Source organism: Streptomyces sp. NBC_01334 (assembly GCF_035983595.1).
GTDB classification, from domain to species: Bacteria; Actinomycetota; Actinomycetes; order Streptomycetales; family Streptomycetaceae; genus Streptomyces; species Streptomyces coriariae.
In genome coordinates, this window is the sequence record NZ_CP130718.1 from 4,646,112 (window position 1) to 4,671,848 (window position 25,737).

The 25,737-nt window shown below is 70.1% G+C and carries 29 protein-coding genes; 5 read left to right on the top strand and 24 right to left on the bottom strand.

Going from position 1 to position 25,737, the window contains the following annotated elements; all coding sequences use genetic code 11:
• Positions 1 to 103 precede the first annotated feature (103 nt).
• From OG736_RS20710 to OG736_RS20725, 4 genes are all read right to left on the bottom strand, one after another.
• Positions 104 to 781 (bottom strand): hypothetical protein, encoded by a 678-nt coding sequence (locus OG736_RS20710; RefSeq protein ID WP_327183772.1) that lies wholly within the window; start codon positions 779 to 781, stop codon positions 104 to 106.
• An 86-nt stretch (positions 782 to 867) separates the two neighbouring features.
• On the bottom strand, positions 868 to 1,296 hold the full coding sequence (locus OG736_RS20715) for a helix-turn-helix domain-containing protein (RefSeq protein WP_314223782.1): 429 nt from the start codon (positions 1,294 to 1,296) through the stop codon (positions 868 to 870).
• A 99-nt stretch (positions 1,297 to 1,395) separates the two neighbouring features.
• On the bottom strand, positions 1,396 to 3,516 hold the full coding sequence (locus tag OG736_RS20720) for a HelD family protein (RefSeq protein ID WP_327183773.1): 2,121 nt from the start codon (positions 3,514 to 3,516) through the stop codon (positions 1,396 to 1,398).
• A 49-nt stretch (positions 3,517 to 3,565) separates the two neighbouring features.
• Complete coding sequence (locus OG736_RS20725; protein ID WP_327183774.1) at positions 3,566 to 4,213, bottom strand: TetR family transcriptional regulator; 648 nt, start codon at positions 4,211 to 4,213, stop codon at positions 3,566 to 3,568.
• 126 nt (positions 4,214 to 4,339) lie between these two features.
• On the opposite strand from OG736_RS20725, the gene OG736_RS20730 reads away from it, so the two are divergent.
• The gene (locus OG736_RS20730; protein WP_327183775.1) at positions 4,340 to 5,353 is read left to right on the top strand and encodes a zinc-binding dehydrogenase; all 1,014 of its coding nucleotides are present in this window, start codon (positions 4,340 to 4,342) and stop codon (positions 5,351 to 5,353) included.
• Between the two features lie 93 nt (positions 5,354 to 5,446).
• On the opposite strand, the gene OG736_RS20735 is transcribed toward OG736_RS20730, so the two are convergent.
• Together OG736_RS20735 and OG736_RS20740 are read right to left on the bottom strand one after the other, a co-directional pair.
• The gene (locus tag OG736_RS20735) at positions 5,447 to 7,591 is read right to left on the bottom strand and encodes a phosphotransferase family protein (protein WP_327183776.1); all 2,145 of its coding nucleotides are present in this window, start codon (positions 7,589 to 7,591) and stop codon (positions 5,447 to 5,449) included.
• A 257-nt stretch (positions 7,592 to 7,848) separates the two neighbouring features.
• Positions 7,849 to 8,730, bottom strand: coding sequence for a winged helix-turn-helix domain-containing protein (locus tag OG736_RS20740; protein WP_327183777.1), 882 nt, complete (start codon positions 8,728 to 8,730; stop codon positions 7,849 to 7,851).
• A gap of 169 nt (positions 8,731 to 8,899) precedes the next feature.
• Between OG736_RS20740 and OG736_RS20745 the strand changes: the two genes are divergently transcribed.
• Positions 8,900 to 9,085, top strand: coding sequence for a hypothetical protein (locus OG736_RS20745; RefSeq protein ID WP_327183778.1), 186 nt, complete (start codon positions 8,900 to 8,902; stop codon positions 9,083 to 9,085).
• Here the strand turns inward: OG736_RS20745 and OG736_RS20750 are convergent.
• Positions 9,072 to 9,788, bottom strand: coding sequence for an HAD family hydrolase (locus OG736_RS20750; protein ID WP_327183779.1), 717 nt, complete (start codon positions 9,786 to 9,788; stop codon positions 9,072 to 9,074). The genes OG736_RS20745 and OG736_RS20750 overlap by 14 nt on opposite strands.
• 29 nt (positions 9,789 to 9,817) lie before the next feature.
• On the bottom strand, positions 9,818 to 10,696 hold the full coding sequence (locus tag OG736_RS20755; RefSeq protein ID WP_199875699.1) for a GntR family transcriptional regulator: 879 nt from the start codon (positions 10,694 to 10,696) through the stop codon (positions 9,818 to 9,820).
• A gap of 153 nt (positions 10,697 to 10,849) precedes the next feature.
• On the opposite strand from OG736_RS20755, the gene OG736_RS20760 reads away from it, so the two are divergent.
• Positions 10,850 to 11,044: a hypothetical protein gene (locus OG736_RS20760; RefSeq protein WP_327183780.1), complete on the top strand. Its 195-nt coding sequence runs from the start codon at positions 10,850 to 10,852 to the stop codon at positions 11,042 to 11,044.
• Here the strand turns inward: OG736_RS20760 and OG736_RS20765 are convergent.
• The 3 genes from OG736_RS20765 to OG736_RS20775 all read right to left on the bottom strand — a co-directional run bounded on the left by OG736_RS20765 (position 11,034) and on the right by OG736_RS20775 (position 14,247).
• Positions 11,034 to 11,900, bottom strand: a complete 867-nt coding sequence (locus OG736_RS20765; protein WP_327183781.1) for a FadR/GntR family transcriptional regulator — start codon at positions 11,898 to 11,900, stop codon at positions 11,034 to 11,036. The genes OG736_RS20760 and OG736_RS20765 overlap by 11 nt on opposite strands.
• A 396-nt stretch (positions 11,901 to 12,296) precedes the next feature.
• The gene (locus OG736_RS20770; protein ID WP_327183782.1) at positions 12,297 to 13,562 is read right to left on the bottom strand and encodes a GNAT family N-acetyltransferase; all 1,266 of its coding nucleotides are present in this window, start codon (positions 13,560 to 13,562) and stop codon (positions 12,297 to 12,299) included.
• 118 nt (positions 13,563 to 13,680) lie between these two features.
• Positions 13,681 to 14,247 carry an RsiG family protein gene (locus OG736_RS20775; protein WP_327183783.1) on the bottom strand — a complete coding sequence of 189 codons (567 nt, stop codon included), beginning with the start codon at positions 14,245 to 14,247 and terminating at the stop codon, positions 13,681 to 13,683.
• A 159-nt stretch (positions 14,248 to 14,406) separates the two neighbouring features.
• Between OG736_RS20775 and dtd the strand changes: the two genes are divergently transcribed.
• Positions 14,407 to 14,832 carry a D-aminoacyl-tRNA deacylase gene (gene dtd, locus OG736_RS20780; protein WP_327187666.1) on the top strand — a complete coding sequence of 142 codons (426 nt, stop codon included), beginning with the start codon at positions 14,407 to 14,409 and terminating at the stop codon, positions 14,830 to 14,832.
• Between the two features lie 66 nt (positions 14,833 to 14,898).
• Here the strand turns inward: dtd and ygfZ are convergent, their stop codons facing one another.
• From ygfZ to OG736_RS20815, 7 genes are all read right to left on the bottom strand, one after another.
• Positions 14,899 to 15,864, bottom strand: a complete 966-nt coding sequence (ygfZ, locus tag OG736_RS20785; RefSeq protein WP_327183784.1) for a CAF17-like 4Fe-4S cluster assembly/insertion protein YgfZ — start codon at positions 15,862 to 15,864, stop codon at positions 14,899 to 14,901.
• A gap of 10 nt (positions 15,865 to 15,874) precedes the next feature.
• Entirely contained in the window at positions 15,875 to 16,321 is a 447-nt protein-coding gene (locus tag OG736_RS20790; protein ID WP_020130354.1) for a Fur family transcriptional regulator, read from the bottom strand.
• 100 nt (positions 16,322 to 16,421) lie between these two features.
• The gene (locus OG736_RS20795; RefSeq protein ID WP_327183785.1) at positions 16,422 to 17,288 is read right to left on the bottom strand and encodes a hypothetical protein; all 867 of its coding nucleotides are present in this window, start codon (positions 17,286 to 17,288) and stop codon (positions 16,422 to 16,424) included.
• Positions 17,289 to 17,369: 81 nt separating this feature from the next.
• A complete protein-coding gene (locus OG736_RS20800) occupies positions 17,370 to 17,945 on the bottom strand; it encodes a heme-binding beta-barrel domain-containing protein (protein WP_020130355.1) in 576 nt (191 codons plus the stop codon).
• Positions 17,946 to 18,176: 231 nt separating this feature from the next.
• Entirely contained in the window at positions 18,177 to 19,115 is a 939-nt protein-coding gene (locus OG736_RS20805) for a hypothetical protein (protein ID WP_327183786.1), read from the bottom strand.
• The gene (locus OG736_RS20810) at positions 19,112 to 19,981 is read right to left on the bottom strand and encodes a hypothetical protein (protein WP_327183787.1); all 870 of its coding nucleotides are present in this window, start codon (positions 19,979 to 19,981) and stop codon (positions 19,112 to 19,114) included. The genes OG736_RS20805 and OG736_RS20810 overlap by 4 nt, the downstream gene beginning before the upstream one ends.
• Positions 19,978 to 20,691: a hypothetical protein gene (locus tag OG736_RS20815; RefSeq protein ID WP_327183788.1), complete on the bottom strand. Its 714-nt coding sequence runs from the start codon at positions 20,689 to 20,691 to the stop codon at positions 19,978 to 19,980. Before OG736_RS20815 ends, OG736_RS20810 begins: the two co-directional genes overlap by 4 nt.
• A 369-nt stretch (positions 20,692 to 21,060) precedes the next feature.
• On the opposite strand from OG736_RS20815, the gene OG736_RS20820 reads away from it, so the two are divergent.
• On the top strand, positions 21,061 to 21,423 hold the full coding sequence (locus OG736_RS20820; RefSeq protein ID WP_327183789.1) for a DsrE family protein: 363 nt from the start codon (positions 21,061 to 21,063) through the stop codon (positions 21,421 to 21,423).
• Between the two features lie 21 nt (positions 21,424 to 21,444).
• Here OG736_RS20820 and OG736_RS20825 read toward each other — a convergent pair whose 3' ends face one another.
• From OG736_RS20825 to OG736_RS20845, 6 genes are all read right to left on the bottom strand, one after another.
• Positions 21,445 to 21,705 (bottom strand): DUF3099 domain-containing protein, encoded by a 261-nt coding sequence (locus OG736_RS20825; protein ID WP_054243839.1) that lies wholly within the window; start codon positions 21,703 to 21,705, stop codon positions 21,445 to 21,447.
• 86 nt (positions 21,706 to 21,791) lie between these two features.
• A complete protein-coding gene (locus tag OG736_RS20830) occupies positions 21,792 to 22,079 on the bottom strand; it encodes a DUF1416 domain-containing protein (protein WP_010351646.1) in 288 nt (95 codons plus the stop codon).
• A gap of 39 nt (positions 22,080 to 22,118) precedes the next feature.
• Positions 22,119 to 22,958, bottom strand: a complete 840-nt coding sequence (locus OG736_RS20835) for a sulfurtransferase (protein WP_020130363.1) — start codon at positions 22,956 to 22,958, stop codon at positions 22,119 to 22,121.
• A gap of 137 nt (positions 22,959 to 23,095) precedes the next feature.
• Positions 23,096 to 23,179, bottom strand: coding sequence for a putative leader peptide (locus OG736_RS47295; protein ID WP_351766844.1), 84 nt, complete (start codon positions 23,177 to 23,179; stop codon positions 23,096 to 23,098).
• A gap of 261 nt (positions 23,180 to 23,440) precedes the next feature.
• The gene (locus tag OG736_RS20840; RefSeq protein WP_327183790.1) at positions 23,441 to 24,178 is read right to left on the bottom strand and encodes an LmeA family phospholipid-binding protein; all 738 of its coding nucleotides are present in this window, start codon (positions 24,176 to 24,178) and stop codon (positions 23,441 to 23,443) included.
• Positions 24,179 to 24,308: 130 nt separating this feature from the next.
• The gene (locus tag OG736_RS20845) at positions 24,309 to 25,736 is read right to left on the bottom strand and encodes a hypothetical protein (RefSeq protein WP_327183791.1); all 1,428 of its coding nucleotides are present in this window, start codon (positions 25,734 to 25,736) and stop codon (positions 24,309 to 24,311) included.
• Position 25,737 lies beyond the last annotated feature (1 nt).

Here is a 25,737-nt window from a genome sequence, read left to right on the forward strand (position 1 = left end):
CGCAACCGCACTCCCGCTACCCGTACAACGGGCCGCGCACCACATGAGTGCCCGGCCCGTGACTGTATGTCCCTGTCCGCCGTGTCCGTCCCGGCCGTCGGTCTCACTTGGTCGGCGGCGTGGTCTTCTTCGCGACGGGCTTGCGGACCGGAGCCTTCTTCGCGGCGACGGGCTTCTTCGCCTCGGCGGTCTCGGACTGCGCCGCGGCCGCGGCGGGCTTCGGCTCGTCCTTGACCACGACCGGCTGGACCACGGGCGCGGGCTTGGGCTCCGACTTGGGCTCGACCGCGATGGCGAGCTCCTCGATCTCCTCGGCAGCCTCGCCGCGCCAGGTCTTCACGGCCTGCTCGCCGTGCTCGGCGACCTTCTCGTACGTCTCACGGGCCTTGACGGCGTACTCGGCGGCGACGCCGACCCCGCGCAGCGCGAAGTCCTGGGCGGACTCGCCGAACTTCTTCAGGTCGGCGTCGAGGGTGCTGCCGATCTTCTTGATGTCCCCGTCGAGGTTGCTGATGAAGTCGGTGACCTTGGCCTGGAGGGTCTCCTGCGCCTCCTTGGCCTTGGCGGTCGCCTCCTTCGCGCGGGCGCCGGCCTTCTCCTGCACGGCCTTGGGGTCGGTGTTGCGGACGGCCTCGAAACGGGCCGGGGCCTCGGTGCGCAGCTGCTCCACCAGACCCGGCACCTTCTTCGCCTGCTGGAGGGCCAGATCGGCGGTGCCCGCGGCGAAGTAGAACGGAGTCGGGTCGCTGAAGGTCTTGCGCAGGTCGTCGGTGATGGCCATGGTGAAGGTCCTCCCGGATTCACATACGTCGTTTTCGGCTGAGGGTCGTGCAGGTCCGCAGCGGGGCGGCCGGTCCCCTGGTCCGGTCAACTGGCCGTCTGCTGCGGGTCGGCGTCGCTCTCGTGGTTCCGTGGGCCGGCCGCACCGTCGCCGTCCGCGAATCCGTTCTCCTTGCGGAAGGACTCGTAGATCTGGAGCAACACCTGCTTCTGCTGCTCGGTCAGCGTGGGGTCGGCGAGGACGACCGCGCGGGTCGCACCGTCCCGGTACTCCTGCCCGTCCCGTTCCGCGTCGAGGATGCCGGCCCGCACGTACAGCGTCTCGGCGGAGATCCGCAGCGCCTTGGCGACCTGCTGGAGCACCTCCGCGCTCGGCTTGCGCAGCCCGCGCTCGATCTGGCTCAGGTACGGATTGGACACGCCGGCGGCTTCGGCGAGTTGCCGGAGCGACAGCTGCGCGTTGCGCCGCTGCTCGCGCAGGTACTCACCGAGATTGCCGACGTTGAGCGATGCCATGGCTCCACTGTGCACCAGCCGTGCTAACTATTGCAAGCACCTGCTTGCAATAGTGTGTCGCGCCACTCCGGACCGAGCGCCCCACCCTCCCCACCGTCCTCACACCTCCCACGGCAACTCCCGTTCGTGCACCACCTCCAGTCGCGAGACCGCGCGGGTGAGCACCACGTAGAGCCGGTTAAGGCCGCGTTGCTCCGACTGCGCGATGGCCGCCGGTTCGACGGCGACGACGTGGTCGTACTCGAGGCCCTTGACGAGGGTCGCCGCGACGACCGTCACCCGGGCGGCCGGATCGTCCGGGCCGGAGGTCGCGATGCCGGCCCCCGTCAGGGCCTCGCGGACCCCTTCTACTTGGGGGTCCGCGGCGATGACGCCGATCGAGCCCTCCCGGGGGAGCGCGTCGCGTACGGCGGCCACGACCGCGGAGCGCAGGTCGCCGTCGGCTCGCCGGACGCGCAGTTCGCCGTCCCGGCGCAGGGAGTCGGCGCGCGGCACGTCGGCGTCGAGGAGGTCGAGCAGGCGGCCCGCGAGGGTGAGGACGGCGGCCGGGACACGGAAGCCCGTGGTCAGCGGGACGATCGTCGCGTCCGGCTTGCCCAGGTGGGCCATCTGCGCCCGCCAGGAGTCCGCCGCCCAGGGGGTGGTGCCCTGCGCCAGGTCGCCGAGGACGGTGAGCGAGCCGAAGCGGACCCGGCGGGCGACCGCCCGGCACTCCATCGGGGAGAGGTCCTGGGCCTCGTCGACGACGACATGACCGTAGCCCTGGGGGTGGTCGAGGAGGCCGGCGATCTCGTCGAGGAGGACGAGGTCGGCGGGCGACCAGCGGGCCGACCTCGGCGAGCGGGGCGGCCGCGGCCAGTGCAGGGCCCGCTGCTCGCCGGGGTCCAGGAGACCGTCCGCGGCCCGCGCCAACTCCGCCTCGTCCGTGAGGAGTCGGGCCAGCACCTCCTCCGGGCGCAGCTTCGGCCACAGTGCCTCCACGCACGCGCTCACCGGCCGGGCCCGTTCGATGCGGCGCGTCCAGGAGGCCGGGCGCGGCCCGCTCCGGCGTTCCACCTGCTCCTGGATCCGGCGCACGATCCTGCTGCGCACCCGCTCGCGCCCGATCTCGTACGGCGGCTCCTCGGCGAGGACCCCGGCGACGATGTCCGTCAGCCGGTCGCCCGCGATCCGCCAGCGGTGGGAGTCGTCGGGGACGGAGAGGTCGTCGGCGCGGCCGGCCGTCACCCGTCCGTACACCGCCCGGCGCAGCACCTCGGCCATCCGGGCGTCGTGCTTGACGGCGGCGGTCCGGTCGGGGTCCGTACCGGTCGCCGGCCGGCGGGCGATCTCGTCGTGCAGGGTCGACTGCCGTACGCCGGTCTCGCCGAGGGACGGGAGCACCGCGGCGATGTAGGAGAGGAAGGTGCGGTTGGGGCCGAGGATCAGCAGTCCGCCGCGCTGGATGCGCCGCGGGTGGGTGTAGAGGAGGTAGGCGGCCCGGTGCAGGCCCACGGCGGTCTTGCCGGTGCCGGGAGCGCCCTGCACACACACGGACTCGGTGAGCTCCCCGCGGACGAGTTCGTCCTGCTCGGGCTGGATGGTCGCGGCGATGTCCCGCATCGGGCCGACGCGGGGCCGTTCGATCTCACGGGCGACGATCCCGCCCGTTCGCCCCGCCTCGCCCGGCCCACGACGTCCGGCCCGCTCCCCGCCGTCGACGTGCCCGCCCGCGTCGAGGCGCTCGTCCTCCAGGCCCGTGAGGTCGGCGGAGTCACCCCGGCTGCCGGGGGCCCAGCCGAACCGCCGCCGGACGGCCACGCCCTGGGGGTCGCGGGCGCTCGCCCGGTAGAAGGCGCGGGAGACGGGGGCGCGCCAGTCGACGACGAGGGGCGGAGCGGCCGGGTGCTCGCTGATGCGGAGCCGGCCGATGTGGTGGGCGAGACCCTCGTGCTCGCCGCCCGTGCCGTGCGCGAAGTCCAGCCGGCCGAAGAACAGGGGCCCTTCGGGCAGTTCGTGCAGCGCTTTGGCGTGGCTGCGCAGCCGGAACCCGAGGACCTCGGCGTCGGCGCCGGAGGCGGAGACGTCCTCTCCGGTGACGACGTGGAGGTCGGCGCCCTCGACCATCGCGGCGAGGGCGGCGCGGCAGCTGTCGTGGTGGGCGCGTTCGTGGTGCAACGCGGTGCCGAGATCCGGCGGGCTCTTCGGGTCGCCCTCAGGGACCGGCTCGGGTGTCGTCATACGGGAAGGGTAACGAATAATGTAACTGAGTCACATTTTTTACTCAGTATCAGCCAGTGGGCACCGGCCGGCCGAGCTGCGGCAGACCCGCCCCCAGCACCGCGAACGCCCGATCCACCGCCGCCTCCGCGTCACCCCGCACGTCCTCCACTCCCTCCCCCTCCGCGATCCGCCGCCAGTTCTCCTCGGCGAGGATCCGCCGGACGGCGACGATCTGTCCGGCGGCCAGCCGGGCGTCGAGGGCGTCGGGCAGCTCGTCCGCAAGGGCGTCGGCGAGGGCCGCCTCCGAGCGCTCCAGGTAGCCGTACAGGCGGGCGACCAGGGAGGGCGTGCCGTAGAGCATGGCGTGGAAGGCGCGCACGTTCGGGTGGTCGTTGAGGCCGGTGACAGGGTCGGCGGCGGCCAGCCCGGCGAGGAAGTGCCGGCGCAGGGCGGGCAGCGGTGCGACGCCCTCGGCCCGGGCCGCCGTGACCACCCGGGCCGCCTCCTGCTCGTGGTCCGCGATCCGGTGCAGGACCAGGTCCTCCTTGGCCGGGAAGTACCGGAAGAGGGTCGGCTTGGAGATCTCGGCCGCCGCGGCGATCTCGGCGACGGACACCGCGTCGAAGCCGCGCTCGACGAAGAGCCGGACGGCGATGTCCGACACGACCTGGTACATCCGCTGCCGCTTGCGCTCGCGCAGCCCGGTCTCGCTCATGGACCGAGCCTACGGGGCCGATCGACACCCGGCCCCGCTCGGCCTCGACCCCCCTTGACCTCAACCGGGGTTGAGGTCGAAGACTCCATGCACACGCATTCAACGGCACCGCGGTGGAGGTATGTCATGCGAGCAGCACAGGTGAAGGCGTTCGGCGGACCCGAGGTCCTGGCCACGGTGGAGCTGCCGGACCCGGTCCCGGGCCCCGGCGAGGTCCTGATCGAGGTCGCCCACGCCGACACGATCTTCGTGGAGACCCAGGTCCGCGCGGGCCGGTTCCGCGCCTACTTCCCCATCGAGCCGCCCTACGTCCCCGGTGGCGGCGTGGCCGGCACGGTCACCGCGGTCGGCGAGGGCGTGGACGCCGCGTGGGTGGGCCGCCGGGTGACCTCCTTCGTGACCGGCAGCTACGCCGAGCGCGTGACGGCCCCGGTCACCGCGCCGACCCCCGTCCCGGACGGCGTGGACCTGCGCACGGCCGCGGCACTCGTCCACGACGGGGTGACGGCCGCCGGTCTGCTGGAACACACCGCCGTGGGCCCCGGTGACCGCGTCCTGATCCTCGGCGCCTCGGGCGGCATGGGCACCCTGCTGATCCAGCTGGCCCGCGCCCGGGGCGCCCGGGTGGTGGCCGCGGCACGGGGAGCGCGGAAGTCGGCGCTGGTGCGGGAACTGGGGGCGGACGCGGTGGTGGACGTGTCGGAGCCGGACTGGGTGGAGCGGGCGCGGCAGGCTCTGGGGCGGCCGGGATCCACGCGTGCCGCCGAGGCGGGCACCGAAGCCGTTGCCGAAGCGGCCGCCGATGTCGTACTGGACGGTGTCGGCGGTGAACTCGGCCTCGCGGCCTTCCCGTTGACCGCCGACGGTGGGCGCTTCTCCGCACACGGAGCACCCTCGGGCGGCTTCGCGGCCGTAGACGCGACGGAGGCGGAACGGCGGGGCGTCACCCTTTTCGGGATCGGGGACGTGCAGTTCGGCGAGGCCGAGGTGCGCCGCCTGACCGCGCACGTCCTGGCGGAGGCGGCCGCAGGACGGCTGCGGCCGGTGATCGGGGCTCGGTTCCCGCTGACGGAGGCCGCCGCGGCGCACGCGGCGATCGAGGGGCGGGAACTGGTCGGGAAGGTGGTGCTCGACGTGTGAGGCCCGAAGGCGGTGAACCTGCGCCCGCGCAGGCGTCCGCGCCGGCGCACAGCCCGGGATCAGGACCTTCCGCGGGTCAGGACCTTCCGCGGGTCAGGACCTTCCGCGGGTCAGGGCCAGCTTGAGGTAGGGGTTGGCCGTTCGGGAGGCCGGAAGACCGAGGGAGGCAGTGGCCGCGGCCAGCGTCTCGGCGTAGGAGTCGACGGCCCTGCGGACATTGGGGGCGTCCAGGCCCGTCCTGGTCGCCAGCCGGTCGAGATCGACGTAGGCCGAGCGAATGATCTCGCTCCAGCGGTAGACCGGCCAGTCCACCCGCCAGTCCCTGCTGTACTCCGGAGGCATGTTCCGCTCCCAGCGACGGAACATGCGGTCCCTGATCTCCGGCCGGATCGGCGTCAGGTGCATGTGCCGGACCAGGTCGTACAGCGGATCGCCGACCAGGGCCATCTCCCAGTCGATGATGGTCAGGGCCCGGTGGTCGTTGCGGCGCACCAGGTTCCACGGGTTGAGGTCACCGTGCAGCAGGGCGGGCGCCCGGTGACTCAGCCGGTGTCGGGAGAGGATCTCGCGCAGCCGCCACTCGTCGGGCAGCCCGAGCGTGCGGGCCAGTTGCAGCGACTCCTTCGGCAGGTTCCGCACCAGACCGACCAGCTGCTCCTTCAGCCATTCGTAGAAGTCGACGTCCCCGGCCTGAGGATCGATCGCCCTGTGGTCCACCCGGGTCAGCTCGCACAACTGATCGACGAGCGCGTCGGCCTCGTGCGGGAGCAGACCGTTCACCGGGTGGCTCGGCGGCTGGTCGACCCGGGTGCCGACATAGGTGTGGATGCTGAAGGCGTCGTCCCGGTAACTCTCGCCGAGCGCCAGGACCTGCGGTGCCGCCACCCGGGCACGCGACTCCTGGATGGCGTTCAGGACGGCGTGCTCGCTCAGATAGCTCGGCTCCCGCCGCGAGACGTTGGCCAGTTTGCGACGCACGACCACGGGGTGGGGCATGTCCCGCACCCACACCACCGAGTTGAGATGAGCGGTTCCCTTGAACACCCGGTGCGCGGGGGCAGCGCCCTCCGCGAGCAGCGCTTCCCGCACGGCGGACGCCGGAAAACGGGGATTCTCCGACAGCCGCCGGTCCGGCCGCCACGCGGAGGCCTTCGCGATCCAGTGCCGGCCGCTGTCGCCCCGGTCGACCCGCGAGGCCAGCCACCTGACGAGAGCCCGCTCGATCTCGTCGTACGTCGGCACGTTCCCGAGCCGCAGGGGCTCCGCCGCCGCCTTCAGCGCCCGGTGCACCTCCACCGTCGCCTCGTCACACCCCTTCTGCGTGAAGGACTCCTGGAGCGACCTCGCCGCACGCATCACGTCCGGATAGACGGACTGCGCCCGCTCGAAGTCGACGTAGTGGGAAAGGTCCTTGTCCAGGCCCTTGATCGCGCTGGGCCGGAACTTTCGCATGGCCCGGGCCCACGCTTCGATCACCTCGCCCCACTGGTGGTCCGGGTACTGCATGCGCACCAGGTGGGTGGCGAGGTCGTGCAGCGGGTCGCCGAAGGTCGCCAGCTCCCAGTCCACGCAGACGAGCGGCGGGTCCCCGCCGTACGACACGATCAGGTTGTCCCGGTGCAGGTCCGCGTGGAGCAGGCTGTACGGCCTCCGGGTCATCGCGGGCACCCGCTCGGCCAGTCGGAGCAGAGCGTCGTCGGAGATTCCCAGCGCCTTGAACAGGCCGCCGAACTCACCCCAGTTGGGCTTGCGGATCTGTTCGTCGGCGCACAGGGTCAGGGTCTTCAGGAAGGCCTGGCTGTCGCTGTGGTTGGCGGGCCAGGAACCGGGCAGCGGCGGCAGTGCCTGCCGACGCACCTGGGTCATCTGGGCCAGCAACCCGGCCAGCGCCTTGATCAGCAGGTGGTCGACAGGTTTACCGTTTCCGCAGATGGTGGAGAGCGGTACGCCCTCCACGTGGCTGTGGATGGCGTAACCCGGCGTCTTGATCAGGCATTCGGGTGCGTGCGGCAGGGCGCCGCGAACGGCGTCGAGGATCGCCGCCTCCGGCCAGGTCCTGATCACCACGGGCAGCGCGTCCGAGCGCCTGATCCGCACGATCACCGAGGTCCCCGGGGGGCGGCCCACCAGGGGGGCGACATGCTCCGTCAACGGCAGCACATAGTTGCGATTGTGATGGCCGCTGGACTCCTGGGTCGCTTCGGCGGCCCTGACGAAGGCCCGCAGCGCACCGGGCACGTCCTCGGCTGCTCGTTCCCCGAGGTGACGAGGGGGAACAAGGTGGTCGACCACTGGCCGCTCCGGTACTCGCGCTGGGCAGGGTAGGGCAAACGGTAAACGCGCCGCACGACCGGAGTGATGATCAGCTGAGCCGATTGGTGGTTTTGCCACTCACTCACGTCAGGCGGTTCGAGACTGGCTTGTTCGCCGTCTCATACGTATGGACGAGAGCGATTGCTCGCGCGATTGAGGCATGCTAGCGCACCGGGACCCGGCTATTCGGCGAGAAAATTCCAGACGGAGTCGAACCACGACTGCCAGGTGTCCACGAAGACGGTGCCCGGGGAGTTCGGGTCCCCGTCCTTCACCTGATGGCTGAGGGTGGCACCGAGACCCAGCACGTCGAGAGCGGTGATCTCCTCGATCTCGTCGTTCGAGCCAACGTCGATCTGTCTTTGAATCACCTCATAGGGGCCGTGCAGCGCCTCGGCTCCGTTGAAGAGGTAGAGCTTGAGGGTGGGGGTCAGCGGGGCGTGCCGGATCTGGATGTCGACGGACGGCACGAGTTTCTCGGTCCGCAGGTCCCTGAGCACCCCGCGCAGTGACTCCGTGTGCCGGTTCGTGATGCCGTGCAGACGGTTGCGCAGCCGGTCGTCGTCCTTGTCGTCCTTGACCCTCGGATAGGGCAGGACCAGTTCCTCGGAGGGCAGGATCATCCGCAGGCCGATGTGCTGGGGGGCGATGGAGCGGCGGTGGATCCGCTCGGCCTGCAACCGGATGTGCGCGTCCAGCGACTCGGACGTCAACGTGTAGACGTCCAGGGTTACTTCCGGCTGCTCGAAGGCCTCGCTGAGCAGCGGCCCCAGGGTCGCTCCCTGGAGCTGCCGGGTGGCCTTGGGCGTGGAGGACTGTATCCGCTGCGTCTTGACGACCCGGGACCCGCTGCCCTGGCGGGACTCGATCCAGCCCTCGTGGGCCAGTTCCCTCATCACGCGGGAGACGGTGTCCCGGGAGACTCCGAACTCCTCGGCGAGGTCCCGCTGAGACGGCAGGAAGGAACGCAGCGGATAGGTCCCGTTCGCCATCCGGGCACGTAGATCGTCGGCGACCCGGTGGAACTCCCGGCCGCCGCTGTCCCCGCTCTGCTGCACGTCCACACAGCGACCGTACCGCTATCCAACCAATGGCAAACCAATCTCGGTCAAGTACCGGACACCGCAGGCCGATTAAGGATCAACCGGCCAGGGGAAATCCACTTCAAGTCAACCAGTCCAATTGGACTGGGATTTGAAAGCTTCACAGAGACTGGCAGGAAGGTGGAAGGTCGTGCTCCTGTTATCGGCACTCTGGGAACTCCTCGCGTTCTGCGCGGGGTTGACGGTGCAGGCCAAGCTGGGGGCGGTGGGCGTGATGCTGCTGTTCACCGTGGCCGTGGGTGTACGGGCCCGGCACGACGTGCTCGCCGTCGGGGCGGCCGTCATGCTCGTGCTGCTGCTGCTCAGAGCTGCCTGACCGCGTTCAGCAACAGCTCCAGCGAGTCGACCACCGTCGTGGCACCCGCTCCCCTGAGCAGCTTCTCCTTGTGCGCGTTGCGCGCGTAGCCGAGGAACGGCACGCCGGCCTCACGGGCGGCCAGGAAGTCGGAGGTGGTGTCGCCGATCATCAGGGCGGTTCCGGGCGACGATCCCATGGCACGCAGAGCGCGGTTCAGACAGTGCGGGTGGGGCTTGAGGTGGCGCAGTTCCTGGGTGCGGCCGTAGATGTGCGGCGCGAAGCAGGAGGTGAGCCCGCGGCTCGCCAGGTAAGTGGCCGCCACCCCAGGGGAGTTGTTGGTGGTGATGGCCAGCCGCAGCTTCAGTGCGACCAGGGTGCGGATCAGGGGGTCGGCCCACGCCGTGGGCATCGCCGTGGCCGTGGCCTTCAGTTCCTCCTGGGTGAGGCGTTCCTCCAGCTCCGTGACCAGGTCGCTGCCCGGGTGCCGGCGGTCCACCGCGCGCAGCACGACGTGCGGGTCCAGCGACTCCCGCTCGGACTCCGTCAGCAGGCCGTGCAAGCCCCGCGCTTCGAGCCACTCCACGAGACCGTCGGCCACTCCTTCCGCCGAGTGCCCGGCGAAGAGCCGGCAGATCGGACCGTCGAAGTCCCACAGGACGACCCTCGTACGGGTGATCAACTCCCGCAGATCCGCGTTCCCGTTCCCGGTGCCTGCTGCCACCTGCTCAGTCTGCGTCGTATCAGAGGTCACTAGAAGAGTGTCAGGTCCGTCGTGATGGTTTCCCAGAGGGCGTCGAACCACTTCTGGGATTCCTCCACGAACGCGGCGTCGCGCTGACCGGCGGCCTTCTCGAAGGAGAAGAGGAGGGACTCGGTGCCCCGCACGTCGTACATGTCGAGGGTTCCGCTGTCGGTGGTCTCCTCCGTGCGCGCGACCATGTAGTAGGCGATCAGCGCCTCCTGCCCGTTGAGGAGGTACAGCTTCACCGGCGGGGTGAACGGCAGCGCGCGGAAGGTGATGTTGACGTCCACGCCGTGCGAGCGCAGCGCGCGGAGGTTGTAACTCAGCACCTGGCCCTGCGCGTTGCGCATCGACAGCCAGCGCTGGTGGACCGGGTCCTCGTCGTCCCCGCGGTCCTCGACCGAGACCGGGAAGGCGAGGCTGATGTCCCGGGACGGCAGCAGGATGCGGACGTCGATCTTCTGGGGCCGGATGCTGCCGGCGTGGATCAGTCGCAGGGGCTCGCCCAGGGCCGGGATCAGGCTCTCGGCGGTGAGACAGGCCGCGTCGATCCGCACATGCGGGACTCCGAAGGCCGCGGTGAGCCGCGGGGCCAGGCCCACCATCGTGGGCTGCGGCTCTCCGCGGTCCGGCGCCGGCGGTTCCGCGATCCGCGGCGGACTGCCCTTGCTCACGTTGGTGAGCAGCCCGTCGTCCTGGAGCGCCCGCAGGGCCTGGCGGACGGTACCGCGCTCCACGCCGAACTCGTCGGCCAGTTCGGCCTGGGTGGGCAACCGGTCACCGGCCCTGAGATCCCCGACGCGGATGCGTTCGCGCAGGACATCGGCGATCTCACGCGGTGAGAGCCTGCTGCCGTTCACTGCCACGTTCTCCTGGGTCACGACCAAACGCTACAACTTAGATCCATCTGGCGGGAGTTGTTTGGAAGTTGTTTAACAGCTGCCACCAAGTGGGGACAACATAGTCATAGTTGGCAACCAACTTGAGTGAGTTGGCGGAAGGTTTGCCTCCCACTCCAGTCTCGGAAGGGGGGAACCACCATGCCCGTCCTCGTCCTCCTCAGCGCCGCCTTCGTCGTCGGTGTCGAGCAGACCATCCAGTGGAAGTACGGCACCGCCGGCGCCCTCGGCCTGCTCCTGCTCAGCGTCGGCATCAAGGCCAAGAGCCCGGTCATCAGCTCCGCCGGCGCCGTGATCCTCGCCCTCCTCGCCACCGGGCCCGCCGTCAGCTCGTGAGCACCAGCTCCGAGCTGATCGTCTCCCACAGTGCGTCGAACCACAGGTGGGACTGTTCCACGAACGTCGTGTCACGCGGTCCGGCGCCCTGCTCGAAGGCGAACAGCACCGACCGCGTGCCTTCGGCGTCGTACATCTCCAGGTGCTCGTGGTCGATCGTCTGCTCGCGCCGCTTGACCGTGTAGTAGGCGAACAGCGCCTCCGTCCCGTTGAGCAGATACAGCTTCACGGGCGGGGTGAAGGGCAGTGCGCGGAAGGTGACGTGCACGTCGATGCCGTGCGTGGAGCGCAGGGTGAGCAGGTTGTGCCGCAACACCTGGCCCTGGGCGTTGCGATGGGCCAGCCAGCGGCGCTGGAGCCGCCCGGTCTCCGTGATGTCCACCGGCGCCGGAAACGCGAGTTCGATGTTCCGGGACGGCAACAGGACACGGACGTCGATCTTGGCCGGTTTCAGTTGCCCCGCGTGGATCTGCCGCAGGGGTTCACCGATCGCGGCCGTCAGCGAGACCGCCGTCAGGCACAGGGCGTCGACCTCGACGTGGTCGGCGGCGAAGGCCTCGGTGATCCGCGGCGGAAGCGCCACCATCGAGGGCTGCGGCACCGCCGCGTGACCCGTCGGGAGGCCGGCGGCCCCCGGCCGCGCGGCGACCGTCGCCGGGCTTCCCTTGGAGACGTTGGTGAGGAGCTGTTCGGACTGGAGAATGCGCAGCGCCTGCCGTACGGCACCCCGCTCGACGCCGAACTCGTCCGCCAGCTTGGCCTGCGTCGGCATGCGCTGCCCCGGCCGCAGCACTCCGGTCCTGATCCGGGTGCGCAGCTCGTCGGCCACCTCGCGATGTGACCGTTGCGGCCGCACCGCCCCCCTCCGCCCATTGACGGAGGCATGTTCCGGCTCCACGTCCGCACACTACAACTTCCCGCCATCTTTGGGCAGTTCAAAGAGAGATGGTTATAGGACGCTTCCAAGCGGACATAGTTACAGTGAAGTTGGCAGCCAACTTCAACGACATGGTCAAACTTTCAGACGGTTGGCGGTCGGGCTCCCTTCCGGAGGGGAGCCGGGAGCCCGAGCAGTCGACACCGACGTACAGCCACAACTGAACATCGCCGGCACAGCCACAACTTCAGATCGATCGCACAGCCACAACTGAACAGCTACGGATACCCGCATTCAAGGAAACACACAGCACACAGCCGGACAGTCAGACAGCCGCACGACCACACAGACGCACAGCCACGCGGAAAGGAGTCGTCAGAACATGTCCGGGCACCAAGGCCGCCCGGACGTGCGCAGCAGGGCGTCGGCCCCTCGGGCGGCGCCCGCTCGTTCTTCCCGGAGCCGGCCCAGCGCCGCCAGCCGCCCCGCGGACTCGTCGCCCAGCCACAGCGTCGCCAACTCGGCCACGTCCAGGGTGAGGTCGGCGCTGCGGGTGGTCGGCGTACAGGAGGCACCGTCGGGGGTCGCGTCCAGCAGGAAGCGGCCTCCGGCCAGGCCCGACCGGTCGACGACCTCGAGGACCGACGCGCCCGACGCGTCGTACGTCCGCGCCTCCAGGGCCCGCACGACGTCCAGGATCCGCACCCACAGCCAGTCCGCCTGCGTGGTGATGCGCGCCGCGCGCGGGTCCGGCAGATGGAGCGGGAGCAGGTCGTCCGGTGAGCGCCAGCCCGTCTTCACCCGGGTGATCCAGTCGATGGAACAGACGTAGTGCCACAGGGCGCGCTCCGCGGCCGGGGTCACCGCGCTCAGCCAGTTCACCGTCGCCGTGTTCAGCGGCTGCTTGGCGTCGCTCCACTCCTCGTCCGCCCGGTAGGAGGCCATACCCTCCACCACACCGTCCGCCGAGCGGTAGACCACGAAGAACGGTTCGACCCACGCACTGCCGTACAGCCACAGCTTCCCGGTGCGCGCCGCCCACCAGTGCTCGTCCCGGTCGATCGCGCCCGGCTGGGCGCTCCGCAGCCGCTCGTGCAGCTCGGGACCGATCCGGCGGATCTCCTCGGCGTCGGCGAAGTCGATCCGGCCGCCGTCCTGCGGGCCCGACCAGTTCGGGTCGAGGCCGGCGCGCGGCACGTCGATCGACCACTCGGTCATGGTGGTCGCCGGACCGAAGCCGTACCGGCCGTAGATCCGGTACTCGGCGGCTATCAGGGTGGCCACGACGTCCCCGCGGTCCTTCGCCGCCGTCAGGTCGTCGGCCATCAGACGGGTGAGGATTCCGCGGCGGCGGTGCGTGGGCGCGACGGTGACGTTGGAGATGGCGTCGGCGGCGACGGGGGCGCCGCCGACCGCCGTGAGCTCCTGGTCGAACGAGCGGAACGTCGCCACGCACCGGCCCGCGTCGAAGGCGCCGGAGACACGGGAGTCCGCGAACGCGACACGACGGTCGGCGAGCATCTGGTCGGGGACGGTGGGCGGGCGCAGAAAGCCCGTGTTCACGGCACGGGTCCAGTCGGGAAGCTCCGCGTCGGTGACTGCGCGGACGTCGATCGGCTGCTGGATGGCTCGGCGGGTCATGGGATCACCGTAGGCAGGGGCGGGCGGGTGGTGCGAAGATTTTTCCCGCCGTCGCCGCCCCGGCCCAGCCCTCAGGCCCCAGTCCCCTGACCTCGGCCCCGGTGGGACCTCGTCGGAGTCACACCAGCAGGTCCTCCACCTGTGCCTCTCCCTCCCGGTAGCGCCTCGTGATCTCCGCGCCCGACTCGTCGGCCGTCCGCTGGAGGCCCTGGCGGCGGCTCGAGACCTGCTGCTCGTAGCGGACCAGGCAGCCCATCGCGTCGTGGAGCTCGGGATCGGTGCGCGCGTCGAGGTCGGAGAGTTCGACGTCGGCGAGCATGTCGGCCGCCAGCCGCCGGTACTCCTCGCTGTGCGGGGTGCCCAGGGTGACGTGGCGGGCCGAGGAGCGGTGCCGGGCCGGGGCGTCGGTGAGGATCTCCGACAGCCGCTCCACCACGGAGGCCGCACCCGACGGAGAGCGGCGGGCCAGCTCCGCGCGCAGGATGTCGATACGGCCCTGGAGCAGCCGTCGTACATAGCTGAGGTCGGCCTCGTCGCGCTGTGCGTCCCGGCGCAGGGTGCGCAGTTCGGGCAGGCTCAGCCGGGTCAGGTCGTGCTCGGGTCGTTCCGCGGGCAGCACGGGGCTGTCGCTGCGCTGTGTCGGCGGCCGATGTGTCGCAGGCCGCCCGGTACTCGGTGTGCTCATGTCCTTCTACCGTCCCCTCGACCGGCGTGTGGGAAGCATCGTGCCACCCCGATCGACCGCTGGGTTACCGAGTCCCCCCGAACGGCCCCAGATAGGGGCTTAAGGATCAAAAATGGGCCCCTCACGGGTCGGTGCGGGGAACCCGGCATCATGGTCCGCATGCGAGCGGTGGTGCAGAGGGTGGACGGCGCGAGCGTCGTCGTGGACGGCGAGACGGTCGGGGAGATCGACGGCGAGGGACTGTGCGTCCTGGTCGGGGTCACCCACGAGGACACGAAGGAGAAGGCGGCCCAGCTCGCCCGCAAACTCTGGTCGGTCCGCATGCTGCACGACGAGAGGTCGTGCAGCGACGTCGACGCCCCCCTGCTGGTCATCAGCCAGTTCACGCTGTACGGGGACGCGCGCAAGGGGCGCCGCCCCACCTGGAACGCGGCCGCCCCCGGCGAGGTCGCCGAGCCGCTCGTCGACGAGGTCGTCGCCCGGCTGCGGGAGCTCGGCGCGACGGTGGCGACGGGCCGGTTCGGCGCGCAGATGCGCGTGTCGCTGACGAACGACGGCCCGTTCACCGTGCTGATCGAGATCTGAGGTCCCCCAAGGGTTCCCCAAGGGGCCTCAGGGTCCCCAAGGGGCCTCAGGGGTCCTCGGAGTTCCCTAGGGTTCGACGACCGTTTCCTGAGCGGCCGCGGTCGTCCCGGCCAGCAGCGGCGCGTCCACCGGCACGTTCCGCTTCACCAGGGCCAGCGCCACCGGGCCGAGCTCGTGGTGGCGTACGGACGTGGTGATGAAGCCGATCTTGCGCCCGTCGGGGCCGTCGTCGGCGACGCGGAGGTCGGTGCCGGCGGCCGGCAGGTGGACCTCGCTGCCGTCGAGGTGCAGGAAGACCAGGCGGCGGGGCGGCTTGCCGAGGTTCTGCACCCGGGCCACCGTCTCCTGACCGCGGTAGCAGCCCTTCTGGAGGTGCACGGCGGTGCCGATCCAGCCGAGCTCGTGCGGGATGGTGCGGTGGTCGGTCTCGAAGCCGAGACGCGGGCGGTGGTGCTCGACGCGGAGGGCCTCGTGGGCGAGGATCCCGACCGGCGGACCCGCCTGCCCGGCGTACGCCTCCAGGTCGGCGCGGGGGAGGAAGAGATCGCGGCCGTACGCGGTCTCCCGGACGGCGACACCCGGCGGGACGGGGGCGATGGAACCCGCGGGGAGATGCACGACCGCGAGGTCGGCGGTGCGGTCGGCGACCTCGACCCGGTAGAAGAACTTCATCGACTCCAGGTACGCGATCAACGCCTCCTGGGTGCCGGGTTCGACGTGCATCCAGACCGTCAGGCCGTCGTCCACCAGATAGAGCGCGTGTTCGATGTGGCCGTTCGCGGAGAGGATCAGCGCTTCGGTGGCCTCGCCGACGCGCAGGTCGGTGAGGTGCTGGGTGAGGAGAAGGTGCAGCCAGCTCAGCCGGTCCTCGCCGGAGACGGTGACGACTCCGCGGTGCGAGAGATCGACGAAACCGGCGCCGTCGGCGAGGGCGCGCTGCTCGCGGAACAGATCGCCGTAGTGACCGGCGACGCCTTCGTCCACACCCTCGGCGGGGACGGCGCCGGGCAGGGACAGCAGAGGGCTCTTCATGGCCCCCAGCCTACGACTTGGTAATTGAACCCTTGAGCGTGCAGTCCTTGCAGCGCCCGAAGATCGCGAAGTGCTTCATGTCCGTGTCGAAGCCGAAGGTCTCGCGCAGCTTGTCCCGGAACTCCGCGGCCACCTGCACATCCGCCTCGATGACATTGCCGCAGTCCCGGCAGACGAGGTGGATGTGATGGTGCCGGTCCGCCAGGTGGTAGGTCGGCGCCCCGTGCCCCAGGTGCGCGTGGCTGACCAGCTCGAGCTCCTCCAGGAGCTCCAGGGTCCGGTACACGGTGGAAATGTTGACCCCCGACGCCGTCTTCCTCACTTCCACGAGGATGTCGTCGGGGGTCGCGTGCTCCAGGGTGTCCACGGCCTCGAGGACAAGCTGGCGCTGCGGCGTCAGCCGGTAACCGCGCTGCCGCAGGTCGCTCTTCCAGTCAGTGCTTTCAGTGCTCACCACACCGAAGAGTCTAGAACTACGTCAGCTACCCGGGGCCGGCGTCCCAGGTTTGCGGCTCAGGTCGTCGATGGGTTCGACGAAGCCCGGCCACTTCCAGTCCTCATACCGAAGGTGTGAAAACAGGGGCCGCTGACTTTGCCCCGCAGGCCCACAAGCACCAGCCGCGGGCGGCGATGTTGTGGGACGCGTTGAGGTCTGCATGCTCAACGAAGCCGCAAGACCTGCACTCGAAACCCGCGAGCCGCTTAGCCCGTCGCTTGGCGGACTTCGTCCTCTTCTGCTGAAGTCGGCAGCGCAGCTTTTGGTCGTGTTCGCGCTTACGGTTCAAACGCCGTCCGCTGTGTCGCCGTCCCGTAGATGTGGTGGCGATGTTCACGATCCCGAGATCCACCCCGACGAACCCGTCCGGCGTGCCGTTTTCCTCAACCTCAGGAAGTTCGCAGGTCGCGATCAGATACCAGTCGCCGTTCTGGCACAACAGATCCGACTCACCACGTCGGTATCGGGCCAGCAACTGCAGTGGTTCCGGGTGTCCCACAAAGGCGATCCTCTTCAACCGCCCACTGACGCTCCAGATCGACACGGTAGCGGCGCTCATCTGCCAGGACAGACAGCGATCATCAAAAGGCTGAGCTGCCCCCGCGCGGAACCGGATGGGGTTTGCGGTGGCCCTCGCGCACCGCTTCGAGCCCTGGCTGCCAGGATTTCCCGCACGCTCGTGTGTCTTCAGCGCGGCATACGCGTCGGCAACCTTGCGCAGGACGTGCAACGCTGGTTGTGCGGACAGCCCCCGCGCCCTGAGATCGACATACGCGAGAGCCTGAAGCTGCGCGCGGGACGTCCTCCCTTGTGTGAACGCGCGGGCCGACAGCCAGTTCGCCGCCTCGTTACAGGCTCGAAGAGTCGCCGCAAGTGCCGACGCCTGTTCGGGCGTCGGCAGGAGCTTGACCCTCACCACGGACTTCACGTTCCAGAACGTTAGGCGGCAACCTGTCACGCGTCCTGCCGAGCCATACCCTTCACTCGAACAGGTGACCAAGGGCAGGTATCACTTGAAGAAGGCGATCCCGTCGTCCGGCATGTCGTCGGGGAGGGCCTTCGCCCAGCGTTCGACGTCCTCCGGGGTGACGACCTTCTTGAGGTGTGCCGACATGTAGGGGCGCAGCTCGGTCTCGGGGGTCTGCTTCTCACCGACCCACATGAGGTCGCTCTTGACGTACCCGTACAGACGCTTGCCGCCTGTGTAGGGGCCGGAGGCGGCCGTGCGGGCCACCGCGTCGGTGACGAGGTCGATCTGCGGCTTCTTGTCGGCCAGCTCGCCGTACCAGATCTCGACGACACCGTCGTCGCGGACCATGGTCACCTCGACCTTGCGGTCGGCGTCGACGCGCCAGAAGCCGGACTCCGACTCCAGCGGCCGGACCTTGTTGCCCTCGCCGTCCAGGACCCAGGTGTGGGAGTGGTACTCCAGGAAGTCCCGGCCGTCGTGGCCGAAGGTGACCTCCTGTCCGAAGTTGCACTTCTCCGAGCCGGGGAAGTCATGCACGCCCGCGCCCGCCCAGCTGCCCAGCAGGAAAGCGAGGGGGACGAGGTCCTTGTGGAGGTCGGACGGAATCTCGATCATGAGTGACAGTTCCTGGACGTGGTCGGTCAGCGCTGGCCCTGGTACAGCTTCTTCACGGTCAGACCGGCGAAGGCGAGGGTGCCGACGCAGACCAGGACCAGCAGGGCTTCGAAGAAGATCTCCACGGGGTGCTCCTCGGATGAGCGTGCTTCGGGGTACGTACTACAGGGCCGGCCCCCAGCTTACGCGGCCGGGGACCGGCCCTCCGTGTGAGGTGCTCCCTCACGGGGGTCAGCCCAGCAGCTGGCTCTGCAGGGTGACGGTCTGCTGGAAGGGGACGGCCGCGGCAGTGCCCTTGCGGGACTGGAGGACCACGGCGACGACGTCACCCGCGCGGAGGTAGGCCTGCCGCAGCTGCTCCGCTCCGTACGGCTTCACCTCGTCGTAGGAGTACCGCATGACGCTCATGCTGTCGAAGTCGGCGGCGGTGGGGTACTCGTCGTCGAACTCCGCCTCGGCGGCGCCGCGCACGGCGTGCAGGGGAGCGCCGTAGGTGGTGAGCTCGCCGTAGATGTCGTCGGCGACCGTCCCCGTGTCGAACTGGAGCAGGTAGACGCGGGTGCCGGTGCCGTCCGGGGTGGTCCAGCCGCGGGCCGCGATGTGCCGCAGTCCGTGGTCCGTGAGCAGCTGGCCGACGTCGTCCCGGTCCTCCTTCGACTCGAACACGTTCAGGAAGTCCTTCGTCGGCAGCCAGCCGTCGGCGCCTCGCAGCGTCTTGTCGTCCGTCGCCCCCGCGGGCGCGGGCAGCAGCAGCGCGCGCAGGTCCGCGTAGTGGGCCTGCGCCCAGTTCTTGGTGTCGAACGGGCTGGGGCTGCCCGAGGGCAGCGGCGGCCTGGTGATCTCCGGGTACGCCCAGCGGCCGTCCGACTCGGTGGCGAGACCGGGTACGTCCGTGCGCTCCATGCCCGTGATCCCGTACGCCGTCGCGGCCCCGAGCGCGGCGAACACGGTGACGACGGCGGTCCAGCGCAGCACGGCCCGCAGGACTCGCCGGTCCTTCGGGGCGACGGGGCCGCCCTGCGGGGTGGCGGGTGTCTCCGCGGCCGGGAGCCCTTCCGCGGTGTCCGGCTCGGCGGCGATCCGCTCGGTGACCTGCGTCCCGACGGAGGGTTCGGCGGCCGTCTCGTCGGTCGGTGCGGCGGTGGCCGGCGTCTGCTGTTGCTCGGTCATACGGCCTGTCCCGGGTCGTCGATGCGGTCGAGTTGTGCGGTGAAGAACTTGGCGACGAACTTCGCGTCGAGCACACCGGGGGCGTTCGCGGTGACGCTGACCAGTACGTCTCCCACGTAGGCGGTGCAGAGCGCGAAGCCCAGCTCCTCGTCCTTGTCCTTGGGCGTCAGGAAGCACTGGGCGTCCTTGTGGCCCGCGATCTTCGGGCCCTTGCGGAAGACGTCCGTGGCGCCGAGGAAGCCGTTGACGGACGTCGCCGCCTCCCGCACGGCGGTGCGGTTCTCCATCCGTGACAGGTTGACGTCGAAGGTGATCGCGTCCGTGGTGTTGTAGTCCGACCGACCGACGACGTAGCTGCGCATCGCCACACCCTTGATGCGCTCCTTGTCGATCAGCTTCTCCAGCTGCCGGCGCGACTTGGTGGGCAGGTCCTTGATGGACTCCTTGCGCATGGCGGTGGCCTGCGCTCCGCTGAACTCGGCGTCCGCGCCGAACTCACCGAGGTCGGGGCCGCGCTCGAAGCCGTCGGTGCCGTAGGGCACGAGCAGGGCGCTCAGTCCCTTCCCCGCACCGTCCTGCTCGGTCTTCTCGTCGCCCTGGTCCGGTGGCGGGAACTTCCACGTCGGCCTGCCGGGGGCGCGGTCGGCGTCCTGGACGGTCACGACGGTGTAGCCGACACCGCCGACGAGCGCGCAGGCCAGCAGCGCGGATCCGGCCACGGTGGCGATACGGCCGGGGCGGAGGACCCTGCGCGCGGGCTTCACGGTGGTGACGGGCTCTGCGCCGCCGCCCTCGATGACCTCGGGGTTCTCGGGGTTCTCGGGGTTCTCGGGGTTCTCGGGGTTGGTCTCCGGGTTCTCGCTCACAGCTTTCCCACCTGCCGCTGGGCCAGGTCCATGATCTTCGCCTTGGAGATCGGCTTGGTGTCGTAGACCTGGATCTCCACGCAGATGTCACCGCGCCAGGCGTAGGCCTCGGCCGTGTACATGGGGAGGTAGCCCGCCTCCTCTTCGGGTGTGTCGTGCACGTACGCCGTCCCGTTGCCGTCCCCCGTGCCGGGGATGGGCCAACTGCGGGTGTCGTCCTCGTCCTCGGCCCAGTAGCCGCCGCTCTCCGCCCACTCGGACGCGGCGGCCTTGCTCTCCTGGTGGAACTGCACGAGTGCGATCTCGACGTTGTACGACTCGCCCACGCGCCACGAGACCATGGCCGCGCGGCGGAACTCGTCGTCGACGAGGTTGTTGAACGTGGCGCCCGGTTTCGTGTACTCCTGCGCGTACGTGGGCAGATCCGCCCAGCCGTCGCTGTCCACCGCGAAATCGGCGTCCTTGGCTCCCTTGGGACGGGTGATCAGCAGCTTGCGCAGATCGCCGTCCGTCTTGACCCGCCGGTCCTGCGCCGCCGACAGCGGCTCGACCTCGCCCTTGCCCTGCGCGAGCACGGGCTGCGAGAGCGGCGGCAGCGCGGTCGGCTCGCGGTCGGCCTGGACGAGGAAACCGGCGCAGGCGCCGGCGACGACACCGAGCACGGCGGCTCCGGCGATCATCAAGGTCGTACGGCCGCGGCGACGGCGCACGCGCTCCAGGGGCGGCTCGGCCGCAACGGATGCGGCTGCCTCCGCGTCTCGCTCGCCTGCGGCTCCGTCCGTCTCTGCCTCCGGCGCACCTTCTGCCGCTGCCTCGGCGTCGGCCTCTGCTGCCTGTACGCCTGCCCCTGCCCCTGCCTCTGCCTGAGCGTCTGCCTGTACGTCTGCCTCTGGCTGTGCCGCTGCCTGAGCGGCCCCGTCCGCCTCGACAGGACCGACCGCACCTACTACCTCTTCGGCCCTTTCTGGACCTTCCACAACATCCCCCTCAGAAGCGTGAAGCGCGTATTCCGTCTCGCGCTTCACAGGAGACCCATGGTCAACACAAGCAGTTGTAGTTGAGTTGATTACGATTCAGGCATGGCGAAGAAGCTCGTGATCAAGGTGACGGCGGGCGCGGACGCGCCCGAGCGGTGCTCCCAGGCGTTCACGGTCGCGGCCGTCGCCGTGGCCAGTGGGGTGGAGGTCTCGCTGTGGCTGACCGGGGAGTCCGCCTGGTTCGCGCTGCCGGGCCGGGCCGCCGAGTTCGAGCTGCCGCACGCGGCCCCGCTGCCCGGCCTGCTCGACGCGATCCTGGCCGGTGGCCGCCTCACCCTGTGCACCCAGTGCGCGGCCCGTCGGGACATCACGGAGAAGGACGTCATCGAGGGCGTACGGATCGCGGGAGCGCAGGTGTTCGTGCAGGAGGCGCTGACCGACGGCGTCCAGGCGCTCGTCTACTAGCAGAGGCCGCCTGACAGGTACCTACGGGCGGCGTTTCTTGCCGTCCAGCTCGTCCCACCACTCGTCGGACTTCGGGTCACCGGAGGGGTCGTCCCACCAGCGGTCCTCGGGACCGCGCCGGTTGGCGACCATCGCGGCGAGCGGCGGGATGAGCATGGCCACCACGCACATGCCCACGGCCACCGGGATCGACCAGAGGCGCACGACCGCCCACGCCAGGACGAAGAGACCGATGCAGGTCCCCATCATGGCGAAGTAGACGTGCCGTCGCCGTGCGTACATACCTCCAGCGTAGGTCCGCGCACGCCGAAGGGCCGCACCCGCGGTGTCCGACCCGGGTGCGGCCCTTCAGCGGTTCACGGTGTCGTTCAGACCGCGATCGCGACCTCCGCGAGGCCGCCCTGCTGGGCGACGACCGTGCGGTCGGCGGTGGCGCCGGGAACGAGGGCGCGAACGGTCCAGGTGCCCTCGGCCGCGTAGAAGCGGAACTGTCCGGTGGCGGAGGTCGGGACCTCCGCGGTGAACTCGCCGGTCGAGTCCAGCAGACGGACGTAGCCCGTCACCGGCTCGCCGTCCCGGGTCACCTGACCCTGGATCGTGGTCTCACCGGGCTTGATCGTCGAGGCGTCCGGGCCGCCGGCCTTCGCTCCACACATGTGCTTCTCCAGAGGTCGTTCAGGTCGGTCTTCGGATGGTTACTTGTTGGCGCCGAGCTCGATCGGGACGCCGACGAGGGAGCCGTACTCGGTCCAGGAGCCGTCGTAGTTCTTGACGTTCTCCACGCCCAGCAGCTCGTGCAGCACGAACCAGGTCAGGGCCGAGCGCTCGCCGATGCGGCAGTACGCGATGGTGTCCTTCGCCAGGTCGACCTGCTCGTCGGCGTAGAGCTCCTTGAGCTCGTCGTCCGACTTGAAGGTGCCGTCGTCGTTGGCGTTCTTCGACCACGGGATGTTGCGGGCGGACGGGACGTGGCCCGGGCGCTGCGACTGCTCCTGCGGCAGGTGCGCGGGAGCGAGCAGCTTGCCGCTGAACTCGTCGGGCGAGCGGACGTCGACCAGGTTCTGCGAGCCGATGGCCGCCACGACGTCGTCGCGGAAGGCGCGGATCGACTTGTTCTGCGGCTTGGCCTGGTAGGAGGTCTCGGGGCGCTCGGGCACCTCTTCGACCAGCTCGCGGGCGTCGAGCTCCCACTTCTTGCGGCCACCGTCGAGAAGCTTGACGTTGTCGTGGCCGTAGAGCTTGAAGTACCAGTAGGCGTAGGACGCGAACCAGTTGTTGTTGCCGCCGTAGAGGATCACCAGCGTGTCGTTGGCGATGCCCTTGGCCGACAGGAGCTTCTCGAAGCCCTCCTGGTCGACGAAGTCACGGCGGACCGGGTCCTGGAGGTCCTTGGTCCAGTCGATCCGGATGGCGTTCCGGATGTGGTTCTTCTCGTACGCGGACGTGTCCTCGTCGACCTCGACGATGGCGATGTCGGCGTTGTCGAGGTTGGCCTCGACCCAGTCGGCGTCGACCAGGACGTCACTGCGGCTCATGCTCGTTCTCCTCCGGGGCAGTTGCGGCGGGGGTGTGCAAGAAAGAGGGGTGCGCGGCCGGGTCTCGCCGGCGGCCGGCGCACGGATGCCCTCGAGTGAGGGCGCCGGGAGGCGCGGAAGGCCGGCGGCGCTTCCGCTCAGAAAGTGCGACAGAGCATGGCGGCGACGCGGCACAGGTCTACTGCCCGCCGCTTCGTGAGATCCGCCTGTCGCTGCATCATGTCGACGATCGTAGGGACGGACAGGTGGGCATGTCACCAGCATGCCGAATGGTGAGATGCGATCGTCCGGATAGTGGGACAGGAAAAGCGCCCGGGCCGTTGCAGCACGGCTTCCGGGCGCTTGTGTCCGTCGTCACCCCTACGGTACGGACGGCGGCGTCTCGCCTGTCGGACACTCGCCGTCCATCAGGGGTCGGTCCATGGTTCGTCGTCCATGGCTCGACGTCCATGGTCGGCCCATGGCCGGTCCGGGGGTCAGCCCTACCCGGCCAGCCTGACGTTCGAACCCTTCACCGAGATGTCCACACCGTTCGTCCCCGCCTGGACCTTGTCGAGCTGGATCCCGCCGGGCAGATCGTCGATCTTCTGCTGGAAGTCGGTGATCGAGCGCACCTCGCTCTCGGCGGCCTGGACCCCGCCGAAGCTGGGCAGCGAGTCGGCGTGCACGCGGACGGTGTCACCCTCGACGGTGACCGTGCTGAGGACGTACACGGGCTGCGGCAGCTTGGTGCCGAGCACGGTGGCCTCGACGGCGACCTTGATCTTGCCGTTGCCGCCGTCGGAGAGACCGACCACGTTGGCGGTGACGCCCTGCATCACCTGCGTCGGCTCGGACTTCGCGGTCTTCAGCAGCTCGGCGTAGGTGATGGACGCGGTGCCGGTGGCACTGGAGGCGGTGGCGGAGCTGTAGTCGCCGGAGAACTCGACACCCTTCATGTCCGCCTGGAGGTCGTCGATACGGATCGACTGACCGCTCTTGCCGGTCGCCGCCTCGTAGTCCTTCATGCCGACCTCGACGTCGTCCAGCGAGCCGCCGACGACCTGGGTGAGGAACGGGAAGCCCTTGATGGACACGTCCGGGGTGGTGGCGAGGCCCTCGTTGGCCTTCAGCTTGTCCGCCACCTCACCCTCCGCGAAGTTCACGGCGAGGCGGTCCGCGAGCACGAACAGGCCGCCCAGGACCACGACGACGACCAGCAGTATTCGAAGCGCACGCATGCGGTAGTTCCCCCACCCGGATGGCCTGAACGGTTCATTGACAACGGTTCAAGGTAACCCCGCGCGGAAGGGGCACCGGCGATTTGTCGATCACCTGTGACAGACCATCACCGCTCTTTACCCCTTACCCCTACGCCAGCGCCCGCCCGAGCACGTAGACCGCGGGCGCGGCGGCGGCCAGCGGCAGGGCCACGCCCGCCGTGAAGTGGACGAAGCGGGAGGGGTAGTCGTAGCTCGCGACCCGGTGGCCGATGAGCGCGCAGACCGCCGCGCCCGCGCCGAGCAGCGCACCCTTGGCGCCGAGGCCGGTCATCCCGCCGACCGCGATGCCCGCGCCCGCGGCGGCGAGCAGGGCCACCACGACGGAGGCCGGGGTGGGCAGCGGCAGCGCCCGGGCCAGCACGGCCACCGCCACCGCGGCCGTGCCGACAGTCACCGCGTCCGGCTCGGCGCCGAGGTGCCCGGTGGCCAGGACGGCCAGCGCGGAGGAGGCGACGGTCGCCATCAGCCCGTACATACGTTCGTCGGGGTCGGCGTGCGAGCGCAGCTGGAGCACCAGACAGAGCAGGACCCAGACGCCGAGGGTGCCGAAGATCGCGGCGGGCGCGTTCTCCCGGCCCGCCGCGAGGAGCGCCGCGTCCGACACCAGTGCGCCCAGGAAGGCGAGCGCGATGCCCTGGCGGGCGGGCCACATGCCGTTCAGCCGGAACCAGCCCGCCGCGGTGACGGCCTGGAGCGCGACGAGGGGGACGAGGAGGGCGTACGAGCCGATGGCCGCCGCACCGGAGAGGAGCAGACCGAGGACCGCGGTGAGCGCGGCGGGCTGCATCCCCGGCTCGATGATCGGCGAACGTCCCTCCAGGCGGGCCCGCTGGGCGTCGGTGACACGGGCGTTGCCGGCCAGGGTGGCGGGGCCGTAGGTCATGCCGGTGTCTCCGGTCGCGGGTTCCGGCACGGGGACGGAAGCAAGGGGGGCGGCGGGCGCCGAGGACGGGTGGGAGGCCTGCTGCGGTGCCGGGTCCTGCCAGCTTCCCGCCTGGGCGTGGTGCTGAGCCTGGGACTGGTTGTGCGGCTGTGCCTGGGGATGGTTGTGCGGCTGCACGTGGTTCTGCGGGTGCACGTGGTTCTCCGGCGGCAGGGGCGCGCCCGCCGCGGGGCCGCCGTACGCCGGGCCGTTGCCGTACGCGGAGGCGTCCCCGTAGCCGGGGGCGCCTCCGTACCCGGATGCCTCGTCGTACGCGGGAGTGTTGCCGTACGCGGGCTGCGGGCTGCCGTAGCTCGGCGCCTCGCCGGTCTGCGGGGGCAGATAGGCGGTCCGGGCCGGGTCGGCCGGGGTGACCGGCGCCTGGACGCTCGTCTCCCAGGTCTGGCCCTGCCACTGCTGCGTGTGCTGGAGGTGGGCCTGCGGGTCCTCGTACCCCTGCTGCTGCCCCGGCCAAGCCTGCTGCTGAGCGTGCCGGGGCTGATGAGCCTGCTGGGGCTGCTGGGCGTACGGGTCGTAACCCTCGTAGCCCTCGTACCCCTCATGGCCCTGCTGGTCGTACGGCTGGTCGGTCATC

Bases quoted from the DNA above. Each gene is read 5' to 3' on its own strand.
- OG736_RS20710 (WP_327183772.1), bottom strand. From the start codon at position 781: ATGGCCATCACCGACGACCTGCGCAAGACCTTCAGCGACCCGACTCCG.
- OG736_RS20715 (WP_314223782.1), bottom strand. From the start codon at position 1,296: ATGGCATCGCTCAACGTCGGCAATCTCGGTGAGTACCTGCGCGAGCAG.
- OG736_RS20720 (WP_327183773.1), bottom strand. From the start codon at position 3,516: ATGACGACACCCGAGCCGGTCCCTGAGGGCGACCCGAAGAGCCCGCCG.
- OG736_RS20725 (WP_327183774.1), bottom strand. From the start codon at position 4,213: ATGAGCGAGACCGGGCTGCGCGAGCGCAAGCGGCAGCGGATGTACCAG.
- OG736_RS20730 (WP_327183775.1), top strand. From the start codon at position 4,340: ATGCGAGCAGCACAGGTGAAGGCGTTCGGCGGACCCGAGGTCCTGGCC.
- OG736_RS20760 (WP_327183780.1), top strand. From the start codon at position 10,850: ATGCCCGTCCTCGTCCTCCTCAGCGCCGCCTTCGTCGTCGGTGTCGAG.
- OG736_RS20770 (WP_327183782.1), bottom strand. From the start codon at position 13,562: ATGACCCGCCGAGCCATCCAGCAGCCGATCGACGTCCGCGCAGTCACC.
- OG736_RS20775 (WP_327183783.1), bottom strand. From the start codon at position 14,247: ATGAGCACACCGAGTACCGGGCGGCCTGCGACACATCGGCCGCCGACA.
- dtd (WP_327187666.1), top strand. From the start codon at position 14,407: ATGCGAGCGGTGGTGCAGAGGGTGGACGGCGCGAGCGTCGTCGTGGAC.
- ygfZ (WP_327183784.1), bottom strand. From the start codon at position 15,864: ATGAAGAGCCCTCTGCTGTCCCTGCCCGGCGCCGTCCCCGCCGAGGGT.
- OG736_RS20800 (WP_020130355.1), bottom strand. From the start codon at position 17,945: ATGATCGAGATTCCGTCCGACCTCCACAAGGACCTCGTCCCCCTCGCT.
- OG736_RS20805 (WP_327183786.1), bottom strand. From the start codon at position 19,115: ATGACCGAGCAACAGCAGACGCCGGCCACCGCCGCACCGACCGACGAG.
- OG736_RS20820 (WP_327183789.1), top strand. From the start codon at position 21,061: ATGGCGAAGAAGCTCGTGATCAAGGTGACGGCGGGCGCGGACGCGCCC.
- OG736_RS20825 (WP_054243839.1), bottom strand. From the start codon at position 21,705: ATGTACGCACGGCGACGGCACGTCTACTTCGCCATGATGGGGACCTGC.
- OG736_RS20830 (WP_010351646.1), bottom strand. From the start codon at position 22,079: ATGTGTGGAGCGAAGGCCGGCGGCCCGGACGCCTCGACGATCAAGCCC.
- OG736_RS20835 (WP_020130363.1), bottom strand. From the start codon at position 22,958: ATGAGCCGCAGTGACGTCCTGGTCGACGCCGACTGGGTCGAGGCCAAC.
- OG736_RS47295 (WP_351766844.1), bottom strand. From the start codon at position 23,179: ATGATGCAGCGACAGGCGGATCTCACGAAGCGGCGGGCAGTAGACCTG.
- OG736_RS20840 (WP_327183790.1), bottom strand. From the start codon at position 24,178: ATGCGTGCGCTTCGAATACTGCTGGTCGTCGTCGTGGTCCTGGGCGGC.
- OG736_RS20845 (WP_327183791.1), bottom strand. From the start codon at position 25,736: ATGACCGACCAGCCGTACGACCAGCAGGGCCATGAGGGGTACGAGGGC.